At 55.6% G+C, this 26,065-nt stretch carries 14 protein-coding genes; 3 read left to right on the top strand and 11 right to left on the bottom strand.

Annotation, left to right across the window (positions count from 1 at the left end; all coding sequences use genetic code 11):
• Window positions 1-15: 15 nt before the first annotated feature.
• From ABD971_RS08500 to ABD971_RS08465, 8 genes are all read right to left on the bottom strand, one after another.
• Window positions 16-2,121 (bottom strand): cytochrome c3 family protein, encoded by a 2,106-nt coding sequence (locus ABD971_RS08500; protein WP_345321171.1) that lies wholly within the window; start codon window positions 2,119-2,121, stop codon window positions 16-18.
• Window positions 2,122-2,216: 95 nt separating this feature from the next.
• Complete coding sequence (locus ABD971_RS08495) at window positions 2,217-3,038, bottom strand: hypothetical protein (protein ID WP_345321169.1); 822 nt, start codon at window positions 3,036-3,038, stop codon at window positions 2,217-2,219.
• Between the two features lie 5 nt (window positions 3,039-3,043).
• Window positions 3,044-4,864 carry a cyclic nucleotide-binding domain-containing protein gene (locus ABD971_RS08490; RefSeq protein ID WP_345321167.1) on the bottom strand — a complete coding sequence of 607 codons (1,821 nt, stop codon included), beginning with the start codon at window positions 4,862-4,864 and terminating at the stop codon, window positions 3,044-3,046.
• 128 nt (window positions 4,865-4,992) lie between these two features.
• A complete protein-coding gene (gene cmk / locus ABD971_RS08485; RefSeq protein WP_339942015.1) occupies window positions 4,993-5,658 on the bottom strand; it encodes a (d)CMP kinase in 666 nt (221 codons plus the stop codon).
• Complete coding sequence (locus tag ABD971_RS08480) at window positions 5,655-8,273, bottom strand: transglutaminase TgpA family protein (RefSeq protein ID WP_339942016.1); 2,619 nt, start codon at window positions 8,271-8,273, stop codon at window positions 5,655-5,657. Before ABD971_RS08480 ends, cmk begins: the two co-directional genes overlap by 4 nt.
• Window positions 8,274-8,375: 102 nt before the next feature.
• Window positions 8,376-9,590: a DUF58 domain-containing protein gene (locus ABD971_RS08475; protein ID WP_345321164.1), complete on the bottom strand. Its 1,215-nt coding sequence runs from the start codon at window positions 9,588-9,590 to the stop codon at window positions 8,376-8,378.
• Between the two features lie 51 nt (window positions 9,591-9,641).
• The gene (locus tag ABD971_RS08470) at window positions 9,642-10,538 is read right to left on the bottom strand and encodes an AAA family ATPase (protein WP_339942040.1); all 897 of its coding nucleotides are present in this window, start codon (window positions 10,536-10,538) and stop codon (window positions 9,642-9,644) included.
• Between the two features lie 315 nt (window positions 10,539-10,853).
• A complete protein-coding gene (locus tag ABD971_RS08465) occupies window positions 10,854-12,326 on the bottom strand; it encodes a sulfatase (RefSeq protein WP_345321162.1) in 1,473 nt (490 codons plus the stop codon).
• A gap of 551 nt (window positions 12,327-12,877) precedes the next feature.
• On the opposite strand from ABD971_RS08465, the gene ABD971_RS08460 reads away from it, so the two are divergent.
• Window positions 12,878-20,194, top strand: coding sequence for an Ig-like domain-containing protein (locus ABD971_RS08460; protein WP_345321160.1), 7,317 nt, complete (start codon window positions 12,878-12,880; stop codon window positions 20,192-20,194).
• Window positions 20,195-20,580: 386 nt separating this feature from the next.
• Here the strand turns inward: ABD971_RS08460 and ABD971_RS08455 are convergent, their stop codons facing one another.
• The 3 genes from ABD971_RS08455 to ABD971_RS08445 form a co-directional block, all read right to left on the bottom strand.
• Complete coding sequence (locus tag ABD971_RS08455) at window positions 20,581-20,844, bottom strand: hypothetical protein (protein WP_345321158.1); 264 nt, start codon at window positions 20,842-20,844, stop codon at window positions 20,581-20,583.
• Between the two features lie 292 nt (window positions 20,845-21,136).
• A complete protein-coding gene (locus ABD971_RS08450; RefSeq protein ID WP_339942021.1) occupies window positions 21,137-22,195 on the bottom strand; it encodes a DUF1559 family PulG-like putative transporter in 1,059 nt (352 codons plus the stop codon).
• A gap of 783 nt (window positions 22,196-22,978) precedes the next feature.
• Window positions 22,979-24,442: a vitamin K epoxide reductase family protein gene (locus ABD971_RS08445; RefSeq protein WP_345321156.1), complete on the bottom strand. Its 1,464-nt coding sequence runs from the start codon at window positions 24,440-24,442 to the stop codon at window positions 22,979-22,981.
• A gap of 421 nt (window positions 24,443-24,863) precedes the next feature.
• Here ABD971_RS08445 and ABD971_RS08440 point away from each other — a divergent pair, with 421 nt between their 5' ends.
• Window positions 24,864-25,124, top strand: coding sequence for a hypothetical protein (locus tag ABD971_RS08440; RefSeq protein WP_345321154.1), 261 nt, complete (start codon window positions 24,864-24,866; stop codon window positions 25,122-25,124).
• A gap of 465 nt (window positions 25,125-25,589) precedes the next feature.
• Window positions 25,590-26,003 carry a nucleoside diphosphate kinase regulator gene (gene rnk, locus ABD971_RS08435; protein ID WP_339942025.1) on the top strand — a complete coding sequence of 138 codons (414 nt, stop codon included), beginning with the start codon at window positions 25,590-25,592 and terminating at the stop codon, window positions 26,001-26,003.
• Window positions 26,004-26,065: the final 62 nt, after the last annotated feature.

Here is a 26,065-nt window from a genome sequence, read left to right as displayed (position 1 = left end):
CCTATCCCACGATCGCTAGAACGAATCGACGTGGTAGCGGTGGCATTTCGTGCACGATTCGCCTGCACCGTGGCTGGTATGACACGTTGCACAGGACTCGAGCTTGAGCGGTTCGAAATCGTGGTCATCCTGCCCCACGCGGTGACAGTGCACACAGTCGGTCAATCCGGCGATGTTCATGTGCGGTCGGTGCGAGAACTTGGTAAACGTCCGCCCCTGGCCCACCAGCGGTGGACTGGTCCAATTCCCGACGCCGTCGGAGGCCGCCGGATGACAGCCGATACATGCGGCCACCGTGCGATTGGCAAGCATCCGTTGGCGAATCGGATCGTTTGCAGGTAGCGTCGCCAGCGATTCGATGGCCGAACGCACCACGGGATCAGCATGCCCGCTGCCGCGGTACACAATCGCCATCTTTAACTCGTCGCGGTACCACCCGCCTGCGATCAACATGCGGTCGGGATCAAAACGATCGCCACCCTCCTGAGAACCTCGACTGGGCGTATCCGCATCGACCGCTAAAGGATCCTTGGCAAGAGGGTCCTCACCAAGCAGATCATCATCACCTGCACCGAGCAAATCCCCACCGAGCAAGTCGTCTTCCAACAAGTCGTCACCTCCGAGCAGCGAGCCATCGCTCCCCGATTCGTCTGCAAGCAACAGATCGTCGCCGGGCGAGGATGCGGGGTTGCCGGCTAACCGATCGCCCTGAGGGCGTTGGTGTTGTGCGGCGACCGTCCGGAACACCTGTTTTGCTCGCTGACGGGGGATCGAATTTGCCAATGGGTCCACGCGGTTCAAAAACCACATGCGATAAGTGTCGGACAACATTTGCGGTGGGATCGAGCGGATCACGTTTGTCAGTGCCGTAGACGAGACCGCAGAGGCCTCGGCACGCTCAATCATCGCAGCCTGTCCTTTCCGAGCCACATCGGCAAGCAAACGACGATGTGCCGCCGCAATCGTGGTGGCCGCAGCCGGCTGATCACGCGAGTTGGCGTTAACGCGGCTAAAGTCTCGTGATTCGATCTTTCGCAGCGCCGCAGCGACCTCGGAATCGTGACGCAGAAACAGCTCCGACAACGGAGCGACGGTGCCGTCATAAAACCCCGTAGCGGCAACTGGCCATGATTCCATTTCATGCGTTTGCGGTTCGGGGATCGTGGGCAGCGCAAACAGCTCGATTCCATGATCCGATTCCAAACGCAACGCATCGTCATGACACGATTGGCACGCGAACTCGTATCGCACCACACGACTCAATTCGTGATTCTCGTCTTTGACGTGACAATCCAAACAACGAAACTCGGTCGCGACATCCCCATTGCGGGTCGCCGGAAAGTGCTTCATTGCATGCGAGGAATGGTTAAATGCAATCCTGCCGCCTCGTCCGTACGGCCAATCACTCCATTGCGGATGCGAGTCGGCGAAACTGCCTATTTGCTGACTGTGACAGGTTTGGCACTGGGCGTCGGTCATGATCATTAAATTCGCATCGGCGCCGCGATGCTCGCGATGACACGCAGCACACTGTACGTGTTCCGGATCCACGCCGGGGGTGGCGACGGAATGTCGAACCAGACTGGACGGGGTCTGCGAAGCGGATTGCAGCGCAAGAGATCGAATTTGTTGCCGCGCTTCGCGGGGCAAGTTGTGAGCCAAGCGAGCCGATTGACGATCAATCGTGCTGTGATGGCAATCCAAACAGCGATCAGTTTGCGAAACATGATCGTGTCCGACACCGCCGCGTGCGAACCACGATTGTGGCGACATCGACGCTTCGGTATGACAGGCGGCGCAGCGTTTTTCGTTTAGCGTGCCAGCCAAGATCTGGGCATGCGGCGTCGTCAATTCGCCTGGTTTAAAAAACTGCGACACGTAGCCTTCGCGGCTGTACAGAAACAACGCCGCAACGGCGATCCCCATCACCACTAACCCAACCGCCTTGCGGCGTCCCAACCACGTGCGGCGTGGACAACACGGTTCAGACAACGGGCACGTCCCCAGTCCGGTGGGTCCCGCAGCACATTTTTTTCCCGATGCATGAACGCCACAGACCCATCGATCCCCAGGACGGTCGATTGCGGGCGGCGGCGGCAGGTGAACGTTTTCGCGAGGCATCGTGGGGAACGTCGTGAGCGGGGTGAATCGTCGGGCGAACAGGGGTGATCAATCACATCAACACGCCGACTGGGAATCGGGGGGGCGGCGCTCGGTTACATCGTAAACCGCAACGCCACTGCGGCGTGAATGATTGCACCGCCAAACAACAGCAACGAAAGCACGCTGTGCACCACTACCCACAAACGCAAACGGAACTGTAACGCGTACTGATAATCCAAATCATCGCGTTTGCGAACGAGCGCGGCGAATTGACCAGCGGTCGATCGTGATTCTTGTTCCAAGTAACGATCGAGCTCTTGCAAACCCGACAACAATCGACGTCGCCGGTGTCCGGTCGGAATCATCACATAAGCAAACGTTGGCGACGAAGCAAAAAAGGGATTCAGCACCTTGCGATAAAACGCATTCAGCACCGCCATCGCTGCCTCTTCGCTGGCCCCATCGAGCAACCGACCTGCGGCCGCCGCAATCTCGTTGCGGTGCCATGGGATCTGTTCGAAACGAAATTCGCCCGGCACCGCGGTCAATCGACGCGGCACCGTACGACTTGCGTACAGGCCGTAAAAACCACTCCCTGACACCAGCAAAAACAGAATCGACAATGTGCATTCAAATTGGCCTCCGGCGATGAGTGCGGGAACATGGACGGCATACACCCCCGCAGCGAAAATTCCGCTATACAGATGGATCTGAGTCCACGTGCTCACGTTACCCAGCGGCAATACCGGCAATCGCCGGCGGACGCCCAACAGCATCAACAGACAAAGTGTCGCCAGCAGCGTGAATCCCGTAAAGTAGCTGGCGTGCCCAAGCCGGTCCTGTTGCCAACGGCTGACCATCACAACGATCGCGATCGCGATCAATGTGACCAGCACAGAAAGCCGTCGTCGTGTGCGAAAATGAATCGGTTTCATACGTGCTAACTCCGGCGATCGAGCCACTGTGACAGCGGTGCCGACTCGGTCAAATTGATTCGCACTAAGGCGTCATGCGGACATGCCGAGGCACACGCGGGCCCATTGGGCTGCGTGCTACACAAATCACATTTTGTCGCCTTAGTGATCGGTTTGCCGCTCGCAGAATCGCAGTACGGTTTTCCGCTGCGATCGCGAATACTTGCCATGTGGATGTTTTGATAAGGGCATGCGTTGGCACAAGTGCCACAGCCAATGCAAATTGGTTCATGGATCATCACCACCCCCGTATCCACGTCACGTGCGATCGATCCGGTGGGGCACCCGATCATGCAAACCGGGTCCTCACAATGCATACACGCTTGCACAAACTGCAAACGGTCATGGATTAAACCTTGCCGGGCGAAACGTGGGTTGCCATCGTTTACGCTGGCGCATGCTTTGACACAATCGTCACATCGGGTACAGCGATTCAGATCGATGACCATCGCTTGTTGGCCGTTATTCAATCGATTCTGAACGACGAACTCGAGCAATTCGGTTTGCTGGAAACCTGTTCCCGTGACGATCGGCAGATCGCTGCCTCCGTCACGTTTGGATTGAGGCAAACGTGCTTGCGTTCGTCGTTCAGCATTTTCATCCGCCGTAGCAGCTTGGTCGCGGCGTGTGACCAGTTTCGCAATTTCGTCCGGCAATTCACTGCGACGTACATGCGGCAAAACGGCTTCGGCAAACACCTCCGCTGGAATCGACAGCGTGTCGAGAAACCCAACGGCGCGAAGCGAATGCTGCAGCGTTTTGGGCGGCAAATTTTCATCACGCAGCGAGTTGTAGGCGAGCTCTTCAAAACCAAACAGATGCCCTTTGCCCAAATACGCGGTCGTGCGATGCGAAGCCCCGTAATGCTGCGACAACCGTCCAAAACCACTGCGAACGACAATCAAATCGGTTGGCAAACGCCCTTCTTCGGCCACCACCGGTTCCGCCCCGATCTGTTCCGCCAGCGGCAATTTCCGTTGCCGTTTGTAGTCGTTGTCCCATTCCATCCGGCCATAGGAATGCAGCCCCGTCGCATCAACGACACGCTGCAGATTGGCTTCGGGCAGATAGCGAAGCAGCGGAATTTCTCGCAAATGAACCGGCAACCATTGCTCGCGATAGTGCGCGTCGAGCGTATCAGCAAAGACTTGATCGCGGCGAAACATCCGCAAACCTTGCCAACGAATCTCCAGTAGCGTCGCTTCGTTTTCCGCAATCACTGTCGCCGTGCGTGGCGAACGATACATCGCAGCGACTTCGCCAAACAGTTCGCCGGGGCCGAGTGAGACGTGCTCATAATCACGCATCACCAAGTCAAAGTCTTGCAAGAAGATCGCTTGTCGATCATCCAACGTGCGAATCGTTCCGGATGAATTGGTTCGCAGCGGAACCACTTGCGATGGTTCGCGTGCTTCGGGCACCGGACTGCGGAACAGGAATCGCCGAAGTGCCTCGGGCCAACTTAGTTTTTCTTTGGGGGTGCGTCCAAGCTGCTCGGGTGAGAGCGAATCGACCATCACGCTGACGCTGCCGGCAAGCACCAAAAACGCGCTGTTGCCGTAGTCACCTTCGCGGACCAAGACCTCACCCGCTTCGCAACGAATCAAGCGGCAATCGTTGCGTAGAATACCCTCCAGCGGGGTGGTTCGCGGGAACGACTTCGGATCCATCGAGGCAAACGGATCGCGCGAGCGCAACCAAGCCACATCGGCGTCATTCATCGACGCATCCATTGGCTTGTCCCATCGCTGGAGACGACGCACGGTGATCGCTTCGGAGAGGTTCATGAACGCTCTGATACCGTGGCACGCATTTCAAAGTCAATAGAAATGCTGTGAAACAAAGTTTCACGCAGCGGGAGGTGTCAATCCTAGCGAAACGCCGCGAGTGCTACCAAAGTAGATGGCGTTGGGGATCACTGCGGTTGGCTTTTTTCCATCTTCTCGCGAATGCGTTGCAGCACCCACGCTAATACCTCTTCGGGGGTCATGCCGTCGGTGTTTAGCACAATCGCATCATCGGCGGCTCGCAGACGTCCCACAGGGCGAGACTCGTCCTCGAGGTCACGCTTATTTTGTGCCGCCAGCACTTGTTCGAACGACATATGCCGGCCTTCGCTTTTCAGTTGCTCGACGCGACGTCTCGCTCGCTCCTCGGGCGACGCGGTCAAAAAGAACTTACATTCCGCCTCGGGGAACACTTCCGCGCCTTGATCACGTCCTTCGGTAACGATGTTGCGGCCCGCGGCGATACGCTGCTGTTGGGCCGACAATTGTCGACGAATCTGTGGTTCATCCGCCAAGTAGCGAATCGCGTCGGTGACGGTGGGAGAACGAATTTCGCTGGAAACGTCGTCCCCATTGAGCAAGATGGTATCGCCATCCCACTGCAAATCGACTTCGCGAGCGACTTGCACCAGCGCCGGCGTGTCGTCGAAATCCACCTGAGCCCGGATCGTGGCGAGCGTCACCGCTCGATACAGAGCACCGGTATCGAGAAAATCGAACTTCAATTCCTGGGCAACTTGGCGGGCAATACTACTTTTTCCAGCTCCAGCTGGGCCATCGATGGCTACGATCACGATGCGTTCACTTTCGTTTCGGTCGAATGAGGTGGGGCAGGTTTGCCAACGGTAGGATTCGACATCCGAGCCTGCACTTGCAGCTTGAGTTCGTCCAACGCGTGCTGGATCGTTTGCGGATCCACATCGGCTTCACCGGGGACTCTTGCCGTGTTTGGCCCGAAACGTAGTCGATAGAATGCATCCGTCAAGATACGCAGGGGGGAACGGGGCGGCGAAGTCGCTGAGAAATCGGCTCGAAGCCTCGGCGAATTCAACTCATTTTCAGCAATCACCGCAAATTCCGCAGGTGTTTGAGCGTTGTCTCGATGGAGTCCACAACGCGTCAAACAATCAAGCGTCTCGGCATAAAACGCAACCGTCGGCCGCGTCCGCGAAGGCGTCGAATCCGTTTTCGCCCGCTGCAGCAGTTCAGAGAAAATACGGATCGATCCGAATATCCCCAACGTAACGATCACTCCGAACACCGCGGCAATCCACGAAAAATCTCGGTGTGCCGAAAGTGCTCCACCCCCAAGCTGTCCTGCTTGGACTTGGTCCATGATGTTTTTCAGCCAAGTCGCCAACAACGTTCTCGATTGAGCAATGGGAGTGATCGCTGACGATCCGCCGCTCGAATTCGTATTGTCACTAGAGTTCACGTCGACGACGTAACCTTTCCACAGCGTCTGGGCCAAATCGATGACGCTGCCGACGCCTTGAGTGTTCCCCTCGGAATTCGTTCCGCCCGGGGTCGGATCTAAACGCATCCAATATTGATTCGCTTTGGGTTGTCCATAGACCACGTGATCAAGATCTTGCTCGTCGATCAAGGCTTCCACCCAAGCATGGGCATGTGATTGACGGGCCACGTAATAGTGTCCGAGCTCGTTCAGATCGTCGGTCCGGTAACCAACAACCAAGCGAGCGGGAATGCCTTGACTACGCAGCATCATCGCGAGTGCCGAAGCAAAATATTGGCAATGACCTCGACGATCTTTGGCGACAAATTTTTCGATTGGATCAACGTTGTAAGATTTCACCGCATCCAGATTTAAGGTGTACTGGAACCCGCCGCGCGAATGCAGAAATTCTTCGTAAAGCCTCGCCAACGCCATCGGCCCCCGCTCTTTCTCAGGGATACTGCTAGCGAGCGCATCGGCCATCAACTTGATCGTTGGCATTCGTCGCTCGTTAAACCGCAGCAGTTCACGGCGATAGTCTTGGCGAAATTCACGCTCCGGATTGTTCTTTTTCTCGTTCGGACGCATCGCAGGCCCGTTGTTGCGGACTTCGGCAATCTTCGAGACCAACGCGACTTCGCCCGGAGCAAAACGAGCGATCAATTCCGATTGCACCCCGTCTCGAAGCGAATTGGTGCCAAACGAATATTGAATCGGAGGACGGTTCCACTCACTCGCCTCACGACGCCGCAGCGTCCAACGCTCGACCTGATGCACCACCTCTTTCTTCGTGTCGATGCGGTAATAAGGGGCGATGGCAAACAATGAATCGCTGTACATCGATTTGCAATCTACCTGCACGTTGACTGCATCATAGAAATTGCGATCACTACTTCGCTCTGGAAAGAATTCCATCGGCAACAATTGCGAATTGCTAATTACCCCACCTGGCAATGCCGACCAATCGGCAATCAACTCGCCGTCGTCATCGTGGGTATGGTAACGCTCGAGCGTACGGCCTCGCAGATACAACCCGCCGATCGCATGATACGGTTTGGCCGTGGCTCGATCGGTCATCCATACCCGCAGCGCGATTTCATTGCTCTTTAGCATCTGGCCAAACTGCTTCAACCGCACCGTCTCGCTAAAGCCGACCAACGTGCGGCCATTGTGCCCCATCTTGGCTGATTCGGTTGTCCGTGGAATCGCATAAAAGAAAGTCGCTCCGACGATCAGTACGGCGGGAACGACAAGCACCAGAATCGTGCGATACATGCTCTTGGCATTCGAGGGTGCCGCGTGATCGCGGTGCCGCGATCGTGAATCGTCATGCGGCAGCGTGTCCCTACCCCCAGCCCCCATTCCCCCAGCGCCGACAGCGCGGGAACTCGCACCGAACGGGGTGGCGTCAAGCGGTGAAACGCCCGACAACAGCGCTAGTCCGTAAGCGGCCACAAACCCAATCGGCACCAACAACAAACCAAACGTGATCGCATTGTTAAAGACCGCAGCCACGATCAATTCAAGCAAACAAAACACACACAACTGCTCGCACACCCGCCGCGTTTTGACTTGCAACATCAAGATGGATTGAACCAACACCAACAACTGCGATACCGCAACGAGATGCCGATCTCCGGCTTGATACAAATCGAACGAAAACCGCGTCCGCGTGTTGGGGTCGTAGACGACAAAATCGGCCACGCAATAAATCGCCGCCGCGACCATCGCCAAGTAAGCAATCAGCGATGGAAGCGAAAAAAAGGCTAACCAATCGACGAACACATAGCCAAAGATTGCGAAGAAAATCGCGATCAAGGCAAACGTTTGCGAATCGGGATCGCCCGCAAGCGTCATCCCCCCCAGACAGGAGAGAATCGCAAAGCACAGCTTCACGCGGCCATCGACCTCCGTCTCACTCTCTTTCGTAATCGCAGAAATTACCGATGTCATAAATCTTCGCCCAACTCAATTTTCGCTTGCCGATCGAAGCGATGGTTTCCCATCATTGTACTGTCTAGCAAGTTTTACGGTGTGTTTAGCAAACCAGCCGGCTCACTCCGCGGTTTCGAACCAATGGCTTCCTGCCGGTGATGACAAATCCAGCCATCGTAACCGGCCCCGTCGTACTGAATCGTCCAAGCGTTTGCGTAGTTTCGGGTCCACGCCCTGGATCGCCTCCTGCATCGAGCGTGGGCTTAGCATCACGACATCTTGAGCACGACCGCTAAGCGAGGCGGACTGTTCAAACGCTCCCAACAGATCAGGCGATTGACTCAATTTGACTCGCGACAACAACGACAACACCTTGCGTTTGTTATCCGGCGATCCGCTGGCCAAGGTCGCCATCGCTTCGTCCCCTGCGGCAGCGACCACAATTCGACTCGCGTTGTTTCCGGCCAACTGCAACGCGATCGTCGCGGTGGCACTAATCGCCTGTTCCACCAAGTCGTTCGCCGCCGACGACGATTCTAGAAAAGCGTCGACCATCAAACACAACTCGTAGCGGCGTGATTGCTCGTACTGAGCAACGACGGGGTGATCCAATCGTGCGGAGGTCCGCCAGTGAATCTTACGTAGCGTGTCGCCATCGCGGTAAGGCCGCAGCCCATAAAATTCGCCCTCGTTGGGCCCCGTCCGATCGGTCGAACCCGAAACGCCATCGTTTCGCCCCGACACGACCCGCTGCCAACCTCGATTGAGCGTCAACAATTTGGGATAGACATCCAACGTCGCCGGTTCGGTATTGACCACGCGAGCGGTTAATAAATCCAGTGGAAACGAGCTGACCACACGCAGCGGTCCCAAGGTCAGCGTGCCACGGTTTTGCGGCACCCCATAGGTGGTACATGATTCACTGCTGCCTGGACCAATTTGCCGGAGCGTCACGATCCGTGTATCGCCGTCGGCTTGTCGCCCCGACGAAAACGAATGCGACTCGACACGGTCCTCGACACGCAACAACCACAACGTCATCCAGCGACTATGGTTGGTGACCTCGAAATCGACCGCGAAAGGTATGCCCACATACGCTTCGGAGGGCAATCGTCGGCGAAGCGAAAGTGCCATCACGGCCCCGCGTGACCAACGCCACTGGATGAACAAAGCCCCCACCAACAGGCCGGCGACCACCAGCAACAGATTGAATCCGCGAAGCGCACCGCCGAGCATCGCAAACGTACTGACGAACAAAAAATGCAGTCCCAATCGCGTCAACCGTACTTTGCGAGTGTAGTACGGTGAATTCAGTGATTCGTTGCGAAGCTGCATTAAGAAAACCGAGTTGGAACCATCAAAAAGTTTACGCCAACCGCCGGGACACTACACGGGCACCTCGACCTGTTCCAAGATCGACGCAATTTGCTCTTCGACCAAATGTCGAGTCGGCCCCTGGAACACGCTGTCGTGAACCACTCGGTGCGACAGGGTCGCGACTGCGAGTGCTTTGATATCATCGGGAGTGACAAAGTCACGCAATTCCGAGAGCGCCCGAGCTTGGCATCCTCGATAAAAACTAAGCGCTCCTCGAGTGCTGACGCCGTACTCGAATTCAGAATGCGACCGTGTGGCTTCGACGATGTCCAACAAGTAATTGACAAGCGACTCTTCAAAGACCACTTCGCGGACTTCGGCCTGAGCATCGCGAATCGCCTGCAACGTTGCAACGGATTGCAGTTGATTGACCGGTTCACCACTGCGATGGGTGACCAAAACTTCGCGTTCCCAGTGACGGTCGGCATATCCGATCGACGTTCGCAACAGAAAGCGGTCGAGCTGGCTCTCGGGCAACGCATAAGTGCCTTCGAATTCGAATGGGTTTTGCGTTGCCACGACAATGAACGGTTGCGGCAAGGGGTGCGTCACCCCATCGATCGACACGCTGCCTTCGCTCATCGCTTCGAGCAGTGCGGATTGGGTTCGCGGCGGAGCACGATTGATTTCGTCTGCCAAAACGACGTTGGCGAAAATCGGTCCAGGGTGAAACTCGAATTCACGACGGTCACTGCGATACACCATGCTGCCGGTGATGTCACTAGGCAACAAATCGGGGGTGAATTGCAGTCGATTGAATTTTCCGTCGATCGAATGCGCCAATGCTTTTGCCGCCAATGTTTTGCCGACACCCGGAACGTCTTCGAGCAGGATATGTTCGCCGGCCAACAATGCGACCACCAACATTTGCACCACTTCGGATTTACCGAACACGACCTGTTCGATGTTTTCCCGTAGACGACGAGAGGTATGATAGGCTTCCCGCGTCATGACATCCTTTGCGATTGAAACGATCTTGATTAGACCAATGCTTGCTTGAACAATAACCGAAAACGACCGAGATCTGCCGCTCGGGCTCTCCCGTCGACTTGCGACGAAAATGCATCGCGTCTCGATCGGAATATCGATCTGTTGGAGACCAACGCCTCAATCTTAGCCGACAATCGATGCCGCTTCCATCCGACTGAGCCCCAGAACGCATCGGCCCAAGACGCATCGGCCCAGAACGCATCAGCCCAGCACGTTCGCTCCGACCCGCGTTTACTTCTTTTCGGATTGACGTTCAAACAGTTCTAACATTTCTTTGACTTTGCCGGGTTGGTCGTCCGCCAAATTTGGTCCCAACACGTCGCGGTCGGTTGGATACAGCTCGATCGATCCAAACTCGCCTGCCACCTGTTTGGCAATCAAACGACGGTCCAATGTCCGTACCGAAATCGCGTTGTTCCAATAACTGAGCGATGCGTCCCGCACCGAGTCGGTGTCGCCACGGATAACCGAGGTCAAAATTTTTCCATCCAAGGGAAGATGCGTTTGCTGGAAGCTTGGATTGCAAACATCGATTAGCGTTGGATACAGGTCGAGCGTTTCGACCAAGGCGTGCGAAACCAAACCAGGTTTCGAGACACCGGGAACACGGATCATCAACACGCTGCGTAACGCCCGTTCCAGCGGCGAATGTTTGCCCCAGATCTGCTGGTCACCCAAATGCCAACCATGGTCCCCCCAAACCACGACCACCGTGTTGTCGGCCAACCCGGTTTGCTGCAGCGTATCGAGCACCTTGCCTACTTGCCGATCGGCGTATCGCACGCACGCTAGATAGCCGCGACGCGCATCACGCTGGGCATCGACCGACAACGGATGCTGTTTTTCGAAAGGAGCGTCGTATCTGTAAAACTCGCCACTGCGATGCCAATATGCCGTCTCGGGTTTCTGTTGGTCCTCGGCAATTTCAATATCGCTGTTTTCGAACGCATCCCAGTCCTGCTTGGGTGCAACAAACGGCAAATGTGGTTTGAAGAACCCCAGCCCAAGAAAAAAGGGGGCGTCGTCATCACTTTGCTGTTTAAGAAACTCGATTGCCGATTGGGCCATCAACCCATCGGGAAGATCGGTGTCCTTGGTCACCGTGAAATCCATTAAATCCTGGTGTCCCTGACCGTCTTCGCGATGAACTCCGTTGGGATAGGCAAAGAACACGCCCCACCCTCGCTGCCATGCCCCCAGCGGCGTCGCCAATTTATCCCAGGCCAAAGGCACTTCATCGCGGCCATCGCCTTTGCCGTTGTATTCGTAGACGCGGCCGTCGGCAGTATGTGAAATTTTGCCAATGCACACCGTTTGATAACCACTGCGACGAAACAACTCGGGCATCGATTGGGCACCGCTCTGTGGGACGTCGCTCAGTTTGGCCTTGCCTTGATAGAGGGCGGCATTGTTGGACGTGACGCCGGAACGAAGCGGACTACGTCCGGTCAACAATGCATACCGAGACGCACCACAGGTCGGTACTTGCACAAAATGGTTGTTGAACCGCACTGATGTCGCAGCAAAGTCATCCAAGCATGGCGATTGAGCATCCGAGACGCCGTAACAGCCAAGTTCTGGTCGCAAATCATCAATCGCAATAAACAACGCGTTTAGCGGTTTATCAGCCGCGTGAACCGCTGAACTCACGCCGCTCAGTGCCCATCCCAAGATCACAACGCAAAACAAAACCGATCGAAACAAAGTGGAGCACTCCCGATAAACAAAAAACTAGATTCCCGTGTGTCGTGCTGACAATCTTAATGCAGCCACCGCAATGGTGGGGAAAACACGGTTCATTTTTGCCCCTTTACACGCGAAACCTGTCTCTCCCCAAATGCTCGACAGCGGAATCATGCTGAAGCCGCCCAGACCCCGTAAATCTCCGGCCAAATCCTCTAAAGGCTCGTCTTTCATTCGGCGGAACCCTCCATACGGTTCCGCGATCCACGGCGCCACCGATGATTGCGAAATAAATTTCTTCGTTGCATTTCACTCGTGGTGGCCCGAGAATGAACACAGCGGGAACCATCGGGGGGGATCGCGACAGCCAATACCCAATCCCCAATGTCCTCTCGCAACCCAACCAAGAAACATCTTTAGCAAGGATTCAATCGAAACAGACAGTAACTGATTCCACGCGGTGAGATTCGCTTCACCATCGCGCGAGGTTCCGAAACAAAATCGGCATCGCGTCTTCGGCTTCCATGACTCGGCAGTCCTCTCGCATGTTGATGCATCGGGGAGCACCGATCATGACTACGCAGCTCGACCTCTCACGTGTCCATTCCAACCGAACATACAGGCAGTTGCGAGCGTGTAAGCTCCGTCGTGATTTGCATCGGCGATTCCTGCCTTGTCTTGAACAACTCGAAGACCGGCGTCTACTGGCGGTCGATTTAGTTAGCGTCACGCCTCCGCCTAGTTCACCGGTCGCAGCGAATGACTTTTCAAGTAACCCGGTGATCAATGCAAATGGCCGCTTCATCGCGTTTCAAAGCTATGCATCGGACTTGGTCCCTACCGACACCAACGATCGCCAAGATGTTTTCCTGCGTGATCTATTGCTAGGGACAACGACACTGATCAGTGTTAACGCGGAGGGCACCGACAGCAGCATTTGCGAAGCGAGTGTCGGTTGCAGCCCATCAGGCTCGTTCGATCCCGCGATCAGTGATGATGGACGCTATGTCGCTTTCGTCAGCAACTCGACCGACCTTGTCAAAGGTACCGTCATCGATGTGGTCCCCAACGTGTATGTTCGTGATCGGGACGCCGATGGGGACGGAATCTTTGACGAGAGTGGTGCCGGCGAGACCTCAACGACGCTGTTGAGCATCGGCACGGACTTAACGGCGGCGGGCGTGGTGGAGGGTCCTTCGAACCGACCGGTGATCAGTGGTGACGGCAAATTTGTGATCTTCACTAGCTTTGCGGTCGACATGTTGGTCGACGACCCCGCAATCATCGACACCAATGGTTTTGGTGGCGATTTGTATCGGGCCAGTGTCGATGACGGCCCGGTGACTCGGATCAACGTCGATGGCACAGGATCAGGCACGGGATTTACCAGCGGCACAACGTTTGATTTTTCAACCAACCTCAGCGGCGGCTTGGTTGCATTCGTAACGTCCAACAACGGACTCGTCAGTGACGCGACGGGCAGCGTCGACGACACAGGCGGCTTCGATGTCTTCGTGGGCGGCGGCAATTCACCGGTCGAGTTGGTTTCGATCAACAGTGCTGGAAAGAACTCCGGAAACGATAACTCACGAGAACCACTGCTCAGTCGCAACGGTCGACACGTCGCTTTCTTCAGTCGTGCGACCGATTTGGTAGACGGAGTTAGCGACGAGAATTTTGCCGAAGACTTGTTCGTTCGCGATCTTAAAACAGGCATCACTACGTTGGTTAGCCGCAGTCGCGAGGTCGCTGGCCTGGTCGCCGCAGACGGCCCTACCCCTCCTTCTCCGCTGCTCGACAGCGATGTGAGTGCGGGGCCCGTGATGAGTGATGATGGTCGCTTCGTCGCCTTTCGGAGCCTTGCCGGGGATCTTCTTGATCCGTCACTGGGTGTCACCGATGGTGATGCATTTTCGGACATCTTTGTGCTTGATCGTGATTCCGACGTCGATGGGATTTTTGATGAGCCCGCTGCAACGGAGATGATCCTAGTCAGTGTGAATGCGGCCGGCACCGCCGTCGGCGTTCATACCGATGTTGGTATCGGAACCGCGGGGTCGACGGGACCATCGATTAGTAGCAATGGTCGCTATGTAACATTCGCCAGCACGGCACGAGACTTGATTCCCGGCGGAACCCTATTTCCCGGAGGACACGTTTATGTGCGTGATCTGTGGACCGGCGTTACATCCATGATCAGCAAGACGACAAGCGGAACCGGAGTGGGGCCCAGCGGTATTCCGGGAACGCGATTTCTGGCGGCAAGCCGAGATGGATCTCGCGTCGCCTTCCAAAGCGACAGAGACGCGAGCGATTTGGATCCGACAGTGACCGATCCACCGAGCGGTTCACCTGTCCCGTTCGGTGAAGTCGACCTGTTTGCGGGAACGCCAGATACGGACATCCTGATGGGGCGCAATTTCGCAACGGGCTTCAGTGATTTCTTTCAGTCCTTTCGGGTTGCGAATGAAGATGCCTCGGAGTTTGAATTGGGCTACTACCGATCGCTTGACGATCGCCTCGATGCCAGCGACGAACTGCTAGGCGTGACAGCGATCACCGATCCTGACGATCTTGCGGTTGATGGAAACCGGATTGTATTGACCACCATTGGCGTCGATGCGGGCAGTGTGCCGTTTCCAGGAATCGATGGCGAAGCGGACCCGATCGACGACTATTTCATCTTGACCGTCGCGGATCACTTGGACGTCGTGCCCGAATTTGATGGCGATCCATTTAACGAAGACAACACGCGGACGCTGCGAGGAAGTTATCAATTGCCGGGCACCCCGGTGTTTGCACATGGCATCGCCCGCGACGAAACATTCACCGTCGAGGTCGTTGGCCCGTCCGTAAGTCTTAGCTATGGAATCACCGGCATTGGGACCCCAAGCATCGTCTCATACGATCTCGACGAAGGTTTGGAAGTTCATCTTCGTGCGCACGGTGGCAACGACACGGTGATCGGCAGCGATTTAATCGAAGTGGTCTTTGGCGGGGACGGCAGCGATAATCTTCGCGGCGAAGGGGGCGACGACATGTTGTTTGGAGGCCCCGGGGGTGACCGAATTGATGGCGGCGAGGATGCGGACACCATCGATGGCGGCGACGGTCCCGATACGCTGATCGGCGGTCCCGGACCCGATACTATTTTTGATGGGCCTGGGGATGATACGGTCGATGTCGGCATCGGCGATGACACCGTCTTTGCGACTCCCGGTGGCGCGGATGTCTTTATCGATACCGGAGGCGATGACACGTTGGACTTCTCACTCGCCTCGCTTCCAATCACGATCGATTTGGATTCGACCGCGGTGCAGACTGTGGATTCCGCTGGCAACACAATTCGCTTGATTGGCCAGTGGGAAAATTTCGTCGGCACGCCCTTTGACGACGACTCCACTGTTCATGTCAAACCGCTCGATGTTCCCCGATTGATTGACGGAGGCGACGGAATCGACCGCTTGATCTTGGACGCAGGCGGCGCCATTGTCGTCAACGATGGGACCAAGTTTTCGTTCCCTGGCACAGCGTTGGCGGATGTTTCGTATCAACGTTTCGAGCAGATTCGTGTTATCAACGCAGCTCCCAATACGATCGACGATGGCGACCCAGGTTATCTGGCCGATGGTTTCACAAGACAATTCGATCCGCTGTTTCCTCAAGGAGTCAACGGCGACATTGAATTCAGTGCGGCCAACGCAGGCAACGTGGCGACTTGGACGTTTACCGACATCGCACCAGGTGCCTTTGCAGTTTCCGCGACTTGGACCAGCGCTCCCGATCGCAGTGAGAACGCGCGATATGTCGTGCATGAAGGTGACTCCAACGGACCGATCCTGGCCGACGTTCGTGTCAATCAAGAGATCGCGCCCAGCGAGTTTGATTCCGAAGGTATCTTCTTCCAAAACCTTGCGGTGGTCCCCATCAACGGCAACATGCTTACGGTTGAATTATTTGATGCGGATGCGGATTTGGGCGACGACGATCCTAATTCGTTTGTCATTGCTGATGCGGTTCGTATCGAACCGGTTTCGTCAACGCGGATCATCGATAACGGTGACGCTGAATTCTCGTCGCCAGGTGATCAAATCGTTGGAATTGGTGCCTTTGGTGACTTGCATACCACACAAGCACTCACCGACACGTCGGGCGGTGTATGGGATTGCACTTTGGGCGAATGCAGTGAAACGCTGCCCGATGGTCGCTATCTGGTTTCCGCGACTTGGCCTGCTCTGACGTTCGGAGCGGCCCCCGAAGTGACGTTCACTGTGACCAGTGGCGATGAATCGTTCACCACCAATGTCAATCAGTTCCTACCGCCACGCGACTTCAGCGAAGCGGGTATCAATTGGCACCGACTCGGCGTGATCGATGTGATCAGCGGCGTCGGTATTCGCGGCGAATTGACGAGCGATGCCGGATTGATGTTGGCCGATGCGATCCGCATTGAACCCGCGGCGAAGATAACGGTGTTGGATGCTTTGGGTGACGAGATTCCCAATGGCGGCACATGGAACCTGGGCCAGACCGCAATCGATTCGGATACCGCAGACGCCACGCTCCAGAACCGCATTACGATCCAAAACTCAGGCATCTCGAACTTGGATTTGCGTAATCTGCAGATCACTGGCGACGGATATTCGATCGTCGACGCAGGCGCCGATGTGCTACCGCCAGGTAGCAGAACGCAAGTTGAATTCGACTTCACCGCAACCTCTTTGGGAACATTCGAAGGTCAATTGACATTCCAAACGAACGATTTTGACGACGGTCGTTTTGAGTACACAATCGGATTGAGCAGCGACGTGATCGAGGACGACTCGCCACCGACAATCGAGATCACATCACCCTTTTCTGGAGTAACGTTTTTCGAGGGCAGCACCATTCCAATCGTGGTCAACGCGAGCGACGACATCAAGATCAAAGCGGTCGAATTGCGTGTGGACGGCGATTTCATCCAGACCGATGACACGCTTCCGTTCGATTTCGACATCACGCTACCTTTGGATTTGCCAAGTGTTCAACTGACTGCCCGAGCCATTGACATCTCAGGCAACCAAACCGATTCGGAACCGATCACGATCAACTTACGCGAAGATCAACCGCCCACGGTAAGCATCACTCAGCCGATCGACGGACAAGGCGTTATCGCGGGTTCGCCGCTGCGAATCGCGATCGACGCTGAGGATGATGTCCAAGTTGAATCGGTGAGATTGTTTATCGATTCGCAACTTGTTGGATTTAAAGTCATTGATCCATTTGTGTTTGAATTTGAATTGCCCAATCTTTTTGCCGGCCTCCATCGTTTCGAAATTCTGGTCTTTGATACGGCGGGCAACCTCAGCACCGACGCCATTGATCTCAACGTCTTCTCACCACCGGCGATCCATTTTGGTTCGATCGTCGTGGGATCCGAAAGCGGTGCTCCACCGGTCGTCCAAGTCTTTGAACCCGATGCAACGGAAACATTCAGCTTCTTTCCTTATTTGCCAACGTTCGCCGGTGGAGTGCGGGTGGCCAGCGGTGATGTGAATGGCGATGGCACGCCGGACATTATCACCGGTGCCGGTCCTGGCGGCGGGCCGCATGTCAAAGTCTTTGACGGCACAAACGGAGCCACGCTGCATAGTTTCTTTGCCTACGATCCCCAGTTCACCGGTGGCGTCTTCGTGGGCACCGGTGATGTGACCGGTGACGGCATCGCCGACGTCATCACCGGGGCTGGCCCCGGCGGAGGGCCGCATGTCAAAGTATTCAGTGGCAGCACGGGTGATGAAATCCTTAGCTTTTTCGCGTTCTCTCCGCAGTTCGCTGGCGGAGTTCGCGTTGCGGCCGGTGACGTCAACGGCGACGCGCAAGACGACATCATTGTCGGTGCCGGTCCCGGCGGCGGCCCCCACGTGCGGGTCTTTGACGGGCACACCGCCAATCAATTGCCTCCCACTGGCGTGATCCCAGCCGACCAAATCCTAAGTGACTTTTTTGCGTTTGACCAAGGCTTTCTCGGAGGTGTGTTTGTTGCCGCCGCAGATTTAAACGGCGACCGATTGGACGACATCGTCGTGGGTGCCGACCAAGCGGGTTCCAATGACGGCGGCCACGTGAAAGTCATCGATTCCGCATTGTTACCGAACCTTGACGCCGCGATCCAAATCCCAGACCCAAGACTGCTTGCTCATTTCTTCGCCTACGACCCCGGATTTGCCGGCGGCGTGCGTGTTGCCGCAGGCGACGTCAACGGCGATGGCATCGCTGATATCGTGACGAGTCCAGGCCTAGCCGATCCGGTGGAACCAACCGTAAAGGTCTTTGACGGCAACGATCTCAGCACCATCAATACCATTGAACTCGGTCCCGGCTTTCTGGGATCTGCTGTCGTGGTGGCCGACCGACCGATTGCGTCGGTGGTCAACCTCCATCCCGGCAGTCCGCAACACGAGGTGGACGTGGACAATAACGGAGTGACGGTGCGTGATCAAATTGGCAACGTCGTTTTCTTTCGGCCTGCAACGGATCCGTCATCAACCCTCCGGCTGAACGGATCGCCCAACAGTGATGACCTATTGATCTTTCGCGGCATCGGCGTCCCTCCGATGGGACCGTTCGTGTTTGACGGAGGGATTGGCGGCAACGACGCATTAAGACTCGAAACTCGATCCGCCAGCGATCCACCGCTGGATTATCTAAAAACCAAACTGCAATCAAACTTAGTCACCTCATTTTTCACCGATCGCAATGCGGATGACCCCGCCTACGCTTTGAAAGCGATCGACTTGGAACCGATCGAAGATATGCTTGACGTGGTTGACCGCGAGTTCGTGTTTGCCGACACCGATGACAATGTCGCCTTCGACACCGGTAGCGACGCGGATGACAGCGTGCTGCGTATCGACAGCGACCACAGCGAAGTGATCGATTTCAAACAGGCCAGCGGCACGACGCACGTGCAACTCGGTGGCGGATCCGATGTGTTTACATTCGACTTGCCGGTGGACCAATTGCCCACACTGGATGGAGGATTGGGCGACGACGCTCTCGTTCTCGGCGGCAGCGGTCATCATTTGGACCTCACCGATCCGAATCAAAACAAACCGTTGAATCTAGAACGTATCGATGTGATCGGCGCGAGTCCCAATGAATTGACCCTCGACGGACCGAGTGTCGTGGCGGCGACGGACGACGACAATATTTTGGTCGTCGTTCACGATGAAGATGACACGGTCAATTATGCTGGCGAGGGCTGGCAAGTGATGCCGCCGATTTTCGTCGATGGTAGCCAGCGACATGTCTTGGCTAATGGCGAAGCCACTGTGGAAACGGTCAACACCAAACCGTGGCAGAATCCATTCGCTGCGACCGACGTCGATCACAGTGGTGCGACGACCGCGTTTGATGCCTTGCTGATCATCAATCTGCTCGATCGATTCCGAGCAAGCGCCGTCGTCCTCAATACGCCGACCGATGCCTCGACGCTAGCGAATCGCTACTACGACGTCAACGGAATGCTCAATAACGCTGGGCAATACGTTGCATCCGCAGCGGACGCTCTCGATGTGATCAACTTTCTCGATATCAACAAACCGTCGCCGATTCCACCCACACAACGCTTGCCGTCGCCACAACCCGAAACTGCCATTCCCGATCTAATCCCATCGAAGACGAACACGACCGCGGACGATCGAAACGAGCCGCATCAAGCTGACTTGGTTCTGATCGATTCCGAACTAAAACGGCGTGTCGATGTCGCGAATCAAGCCGTCTCATCGTTCGTGACCGCGAGTGTTCTGGATCAGATCACCAAAGCGGATTCGACGCCAAGCGAAACCGACTTAGAAAATCGTGACCGCGCACTGTCGGAGTTGTTCCTTCACGCCCAAATTGATTGATAAAAAACAACAGTCGCCGCGTTGGAAATTCAGAGGTGTCCTACGAACAAGTTTCCTATTGTTACGCGGGTAGACAGGAGTCGTCCGGCAGGATAGCCGAATTGGCAAACGCTGCGTCGCATTTCGGAGTCGTGCTTCGTCGGATCATCACACCCGAAAGCGTACGCGAGGGACCGGCGCCGGTTCAAAAGTCCTTCGCTTACAAATTCGGGTTTGGCAACATGCTTCACAGCGTTGCACCGAACCGCTGAAGCAAATTGCGGCGTGATTTGCAACGGAAGTACCAACGACCGATCCGTCGAAGCTCGACGGGATCGCACAGTATTGCGTCGGCCCCCTTTACCCAGAGATGCTAGACCCACCAGCGATACTAGGGGCCAGCGATACTAGGGGTACGACAAGTCGATCGTATTGTCACCGGATTGGACCTCCACCTTTTTCTTGATGGTGGCAACTTCATTACTGACCATTCCCGTCGAAACCATGGGTGCATCAGGGTCGTTCATGTCCGTTGGCGTCGCGTTTCGAATGACGACCTCGTGTGCCCCAAGCAACGCGCCCCTATCTGTCGTACTGAAGGCTAAGACGTATTGTCCGTTGCTGTCGGTCGTTCCTGTCGAACTTCGACCACCGTCAACAGGTGCGAACATGACATCCACGTTGGAAGCTGGTTTTCCGTCGATCGTTACCTTTCCGGATACCTTACCGAGTGGCGGTCCCGACGGCGTACAACCAACTGAGACAAGACAGAACGATAGGATGGGGAGCAGAATTTTATACATGGACCGCAATGCAAAAAGGGTGAAACACGAAATACAAGAGGATTGCAGAAACAAGCGTGAGCCGATGCTGTTGGCTGAACACTTCGCATCTACTGCAAGCGATTATTGGAAGCCAGGTAGAACCTTGGCTGCCAATAAGTGACCAAAAAATACGAAAGGATTACTCAAAGTCGCTAATGACTTGGCGGTCGTCACGAGCGGAGAGTTGTTCTAGCAGACTATCCACCTCATTTGTCCCGCCGTTAAACAGACTATTGTGGTCGATGCTATCGGTTAAAAACCGGACGCTGCCGTCACACAACAGAAATTGCACGCCGCCGACGTGAAGGCTTGAAAATCCCTTATTGCAGTTTCCATTCGCGAAATTGAGAGGGCCAGCCATCGAACCAAGAGTGCGGTGGACTTCACTCTGTTCGTTACTAATTCTTTCTCCATAAATATTCCCGGCTCGGCAATTGAACGTCGTTCCAGCTGGATTGTTCAGCTCCCAGGCGCGTTCCCCAATCATCAACGTATTGCTCGTTCCGTCTAAGATCGCTTTGAACCCCACTTTCGAGTCTCGCCAAAAAATACCATTCGGATAGTGGTTTTCACCGGGCCCGGCTCCCCATTGATTCAATTCGCCTCTGCCCGGCCCCGTAATCCAAGCCCCATTGGAGCCGTGCCATTTGCGGCTCGAATTCACCCCCATGTAGTTCGACGTCGCGACAGGGCGTGAGGTCCCGTTTCGGTCCTGGATCTGTTTTCCATCATTCGTTTCGGGGCTGATGTCCGATGGGCAACGATAGGCAGCGATAGGGGTCTGCAAAGCCTCCAGCCGATTCACCGGCCCTCCAGGAATCAACGCGTCCGCCAAACGTACGGATCCAACTTGCAATATTTCGTAGTTCGCTGAAGCCTCCATCTGAGGCAGGATCGCGGCACTCCACGCCCAAGACGAAAATTCGGCCGCTAAGGCTGCAGAATATTGGGTTCCGTTGGTGGGCACGGTATTGAATTGATTTCGGTAACCAGCTGGGAAAACGTTGAAAGTGGCGTGGTAGTTGTGCATTGCCAATCCGAACTGCTTCAAGTTGTTGCTGCAGCTCATTCGCCGTGCCGCTTCGCGGGCCGACTGCACAGCCGGTAAAAGCAGGCCGACAAGGACACCGATGATCGCAATAACTACAAGTAATTCGACCAGCGTAAACGCAGGTCGGTTTGAATTCGATGGACGCATGCTTCCAGTCTCCAGTGATCTCGGTGGAATTTAAAAAAATGGCAATTAACGGCCCCAAACGGCCAGTTATCCACTGGCTTAAGGACACAATTTCCACAATGTATCAATCCAGTTCCAACCGGTCAACACAGAGGGGGGCGGAATCCACTCACAAACATTGAGTCGCGCAGGTTACATCCGTTGTTACCTGCTGCCCGCTCATTATCAATGATTTGCCTGAGTTTGATGCGGATCGCTTGGGCAAAGCTCAACCGGCGCAGAGCGATCCAATGGGGCAGTCCCGTCCGAAGAAAAAGAGAGGAGAGCGAATGTCCCAAAGGCAAGTTTCACACCACGGGTTCCGCCGGTCCAATTGTGCAAACTCCAATACCGCCAGCCCAGTGCAGCGCCGACCAATCCGGCAGCAAAAGCAGGGTGTGCATCAAAGCGTCACACCGCAAAGAAGGGTTCATCACGGTCAACGGAATGGTCAACTGCGACGGACAATACGTCGCATCTGCAGCAGTCGCTTGCCGTCGTCACAACCCGTAGCCGCAATTCCCGATTTGATCACAACGAAGGCAAACACGACCGATGACGACCGAAACGACACCCAGCGGGTCGACTTGGCGTTGGATGCAACCTCGGAAGCTCTGCGGCTCTGATTCGCGAACCAAGCTGCATTGTCGATCGAGACAAATCACGACGGCGGATTCAGCGGAAGGCGAAACGGGCTTAGAAAATCGTGACCGTGCACTGTCGGAATTGTTCCTTCGCAGCGTCATTCAGGTAACGCCCGTTCATCTAGCGACTTGTTCGCTCGAGATGTTGCGAGATCAACTGAATCAAACGCTCGCCGGAGGCAACTTCGCCGACGGTGGTACTGGTGGGAAACATCAATTTGGGAATCGCTCCTTCGCCGGCGCGTTTGTACAGCGCCACGTGCTTTGCGATGTAATCGCTAGGGATCGGTCCGCTCATCGTTTCGCGAAGCTTTTCCGAATCGACCATCTGCGAAGCACGCTGTAGTGCCGCGGCATAGTTTGGCTTGGACTCAAACACGTAATCGTGGAATTTCGGGAACGCCTTCGGATCGACCACCCAAACCGAAATCGCCAGCCGTGCCAATTCACATGCTTCCCCATGAGCCACGCCGGTTTGACGAACCGTTGGGTTACACGCTCGGTCGAGCGGCACCGGCAAGACGATCACGGCCAACCGATCGCCGTACCGAGCTTTCGCCTGCGACAGCGCGGCGTGCGTTCGTTGGCAATGAGGACAGGTGTAATCGAACAGCTCGACAAATACCAATTCCGCATCCGGCTTGCCGATCAACGGCCACTGGCGTGTATCGAGTTTCAGCCCCCCTAAAATGCTGGCAGTACGTCGCTCGGGCTGCGCTGCCTGCGTATTCTCACCCGCCGCCTGACCGACTTGCCCGGCCAACAACAGACTGGGGTTGAACCATCCCATCGCTAAAGAGATTCCCGTCATACTCGCATTGGGCGCGGGCGTTGCCGAACTGGCCGAACTGGTTGAGGAGATGGGAGCTTCAAACAGCATCGAATCGTCGGTGGGGGTTGTTGACGAATCTGCCGGAAGCGACGAGTCAGCGGGAATTGCCGCTGGCGGACTTGAGTATTCGATCACCTCAAACGTATCGGGCGCAGGCGTACTGACTTGCAGTGCAATTAGCAGTGCCACCGACGCCACCGCCGCTCCACCGACTTTCGCCAACGTCGATTTACGAAGTGGTCGTCGCCACAGCACAACGCCCGCCGCGATTATTCCGGCTGTGTGAGCGACCAAACAGTAGGGGCACAGATGTTCAAGCAAAAAGACTTGTAGCCCAACGAACCAAATCGCCGCCCCCCCCGCTGTGATCGCGGCAAAACTGATCATTGGCCACCGGTATCGCTCCCATCGAAGCGGCATGGGCCGTATCAATAAAAGCCCCAGAATCGAAGCGTGGGTCAATATTGCAGGAATGCTGACCGGTACCGACATCACGGTTGCCCAGCGGCTATGTAGGACATGGTCACAGTTGAAAAGACTGCCACTACATCCCGCTACGCTGCTCGAGGTCAACGAAACCCAAGCCAGATAGCTGCTGCTAGCCAGCGCAATGCTGCTGCATAAAAGAAGTGCCCATTTGATCGGTGCTACTGACGCAAAGTGGCCGCGATGACGCACATGCGGCGTGTTGCGTGAATGGAACAACGGGAACCAGCTGGACGACGATCGGTCGAACAAATCAGCAGCGGACATGTTTCTCTCATCAAATTTGGCGTATCGGCATGGTGCAACTCTCGATTCGTCGATAGCAAAGCAGGTGGCGTGCCGCAGCCAGCGGACCGGCATCCGCCAACGCCGCCTTCGCCTAAATTCCTCGCATTTCCCCAGAAAAAGGCGAATCCCGAAGTTCCGGTGACGTTTTGGAAACCCGCGGCTTGATTGCTGAATGAACAGCTTGGACAAAAATTAGACACGTGGGTGCGTACCCCTCGTCCGTCAACAGCGGTGGACGCTGTCTCGTTGGGGTGACGCCCACTGGGCTTAAAAATGGCGTTTTGACGGCATTTCAGGGCAAAAACCGCCCATATGCGATACGGCATCTTGATTGCATTAGAGCCAACCAGACGCCACGGGAGTGACACGATTCATTCTTTTCTCGCACGAGAGCCCCGACATGTTAATGCGCAACCCCGATTATCCACTCGATGATCTTGATGTCGATCAGGATGTCGACTTTGACTTCGCGGCCTCGCGTCGCACGGCAACGATCGAATCAGTCCCCGCCACACCGGCGCCAGACGTGTCGGCCCGAGTCGTGTCGGCCCGAGACGTGTCGGACGAAAATGCGTCGGAGCTTCACCTGCTACGCGGCCAAATCATTCTGTGTCTGTTGATCGCCGCAGCGATTGCTTTGCGCTCGTGGTTTGTCTCATGATCCATTCGGCGGGTCGAATATGGAAAGCGCCCAACGCCGTCGGCTTAGATCATTAGGTTGAATGACCCGCATGGACATCAAGCTTCACCGGAACGAAGAGGATTCAGCATGCCGCAATCTTTTCGCCGCCGCGTTGCGCGTCCGGACGTAAATCGTCCTGACTAAATATTGGGCGGCGTGGCGGAATTTTCGCCAGTTTTCTGGTCAACGATGGCGGATGTTTCGATCCAACCACCATTGTTTCTCCTTTGGACACGCCAATTGCCCGTTCCCGGACTCTTTGGCGCAGCGGTTGCAATGCAGGACGAAACCGGCGTCCAGCGGCGAGAGGGCATGCCTCTCAAACAGCGTCCCTGCCCAATAACACACTCCCCTCGTCCCATTGTCTGCCTCTCAAAATTAAACCGCTGTTTCATAATCGGATTCTAAATTTGAGACGCCTCCTCTCGATTCGGAGCCTCCTTCGTGAGCCACAAAAAAATTGTTATCACTCAAAGTGATTATCAACGCCTTGATGAATTGCTGTCGAGCAACTTTACCCAGGCGATCCACGACCGAAAAAACCTACGAGAGTTACGTGGTGAACTGAACGTGGCCGAGATCGTTGATTCGCAAAACGTTCCATCGGATGTCGTAACGATGGATTCGGTCATTCAACTGCGTGACCGCCGCACCGACGAACTGGGAACCTACACCTTGGTGTATCCCGAAGAGGCTCATATTGCGACGGGAAAATTGTCAGTGCTAGCGCCGATTGGAACCGCGATCCTCGGTTGTCGGATCGGGGATTGCGTCCACTGGAAAGTCCCCAGTGGAAACATCGAGATGCAGATCGCAGACATCTTGTATCAACCCGAACGCGAAGCGATGGCAACGTAGCATTGCGTTGCTGACGGCGAATGATCGCATTGCGGTGAAACGGAGTTTCAATTGTGTTACAA

It is taken from the genome of Novipirellula rosea, assembly GCF_039541335.1.
GTDB classification, from domain to species: domain Bacteria; phylum Planctomycetota; class Planctomycetia; order Pirellulales; family Pirellulaceae; genus Novipirellula; species Novipirellula rosea.
This window is presented reverse-complemented; position numbering and strand designations above follow the sequence as displayed.

Bases quoted from the DNA above. Each gene is read 5' to 3' on its own strand.
- ABD971_RS08500 (WP_345321171.1), bottom strand. From the start codon at position 2,121: ATGCCTCGCGAAAACGTTCACCTGCCGCCGCCGCCCGCAATCGACCGT.
- ABD971_RS08495 (WP_345321169.1), bottom strand. From the start codon at position 3,038: ATGAAACCGATTCATTTTCGCACACGACGACGGCTTTCTGTGCTGGTC.
- ABD971_RS08490 (WP_345321167.1), bottom strand. From the start codon at position 4,864: ATGAACCTCTCCGAAGCGATCACCGTGCGTCGTCTCCAGCGATGGGAC.
- ABD971_RS08480 (WP_339942016.1), bottom strand. From the start codon at position 8,273: ATGACATCGGTAATTTCTGCGATTACGAAAGAGAGTGAGACGGAGGTC.
- ABD971_RS08475 (WP_345321164.1), bottom strand. From the start codon at position 9,590: ATGCAGCTTCGCAACGAATCACTGAATTCACCGTACTACACTCGCAAA.
- ABD971_RS08460 (WP_345321160.1), top strand. From the start codon at position 12,878: ATGACTACGCAGCTCGACCTCTCACGTGTCCATTCCAACCGAACATAC.
- ABD971_RS08455 (WP_345321158.1), bottom strand. From the start codon at position 20,844: ATGTTCGCACCTGTTGACGGTGGTCGAAGTTCGACAGGAACGACCGAC.
- ABD971_RS08450 (WP_339942021.1), bottom strand. From the start codon at position 22,195: ATGCGTCCATCGAATTCAAACCGACCTGCGTTTACGCTGGTCGAATTA.
- ABD971_RS08445 (WP_345321156.1), bottom strand. From the start codon at position 24,442: ATGTCCGCTGCTGATTTGTTCGACCGATCGTCGTCCAGCTGGTTCCCG.
- ABD971_RS08440 (WP_345321154.1), top strand. From the start codon at position 24,864: ATGTTAATGCGCAACCCCGATTATCCACTCGATGATCTTGATGTCGAT.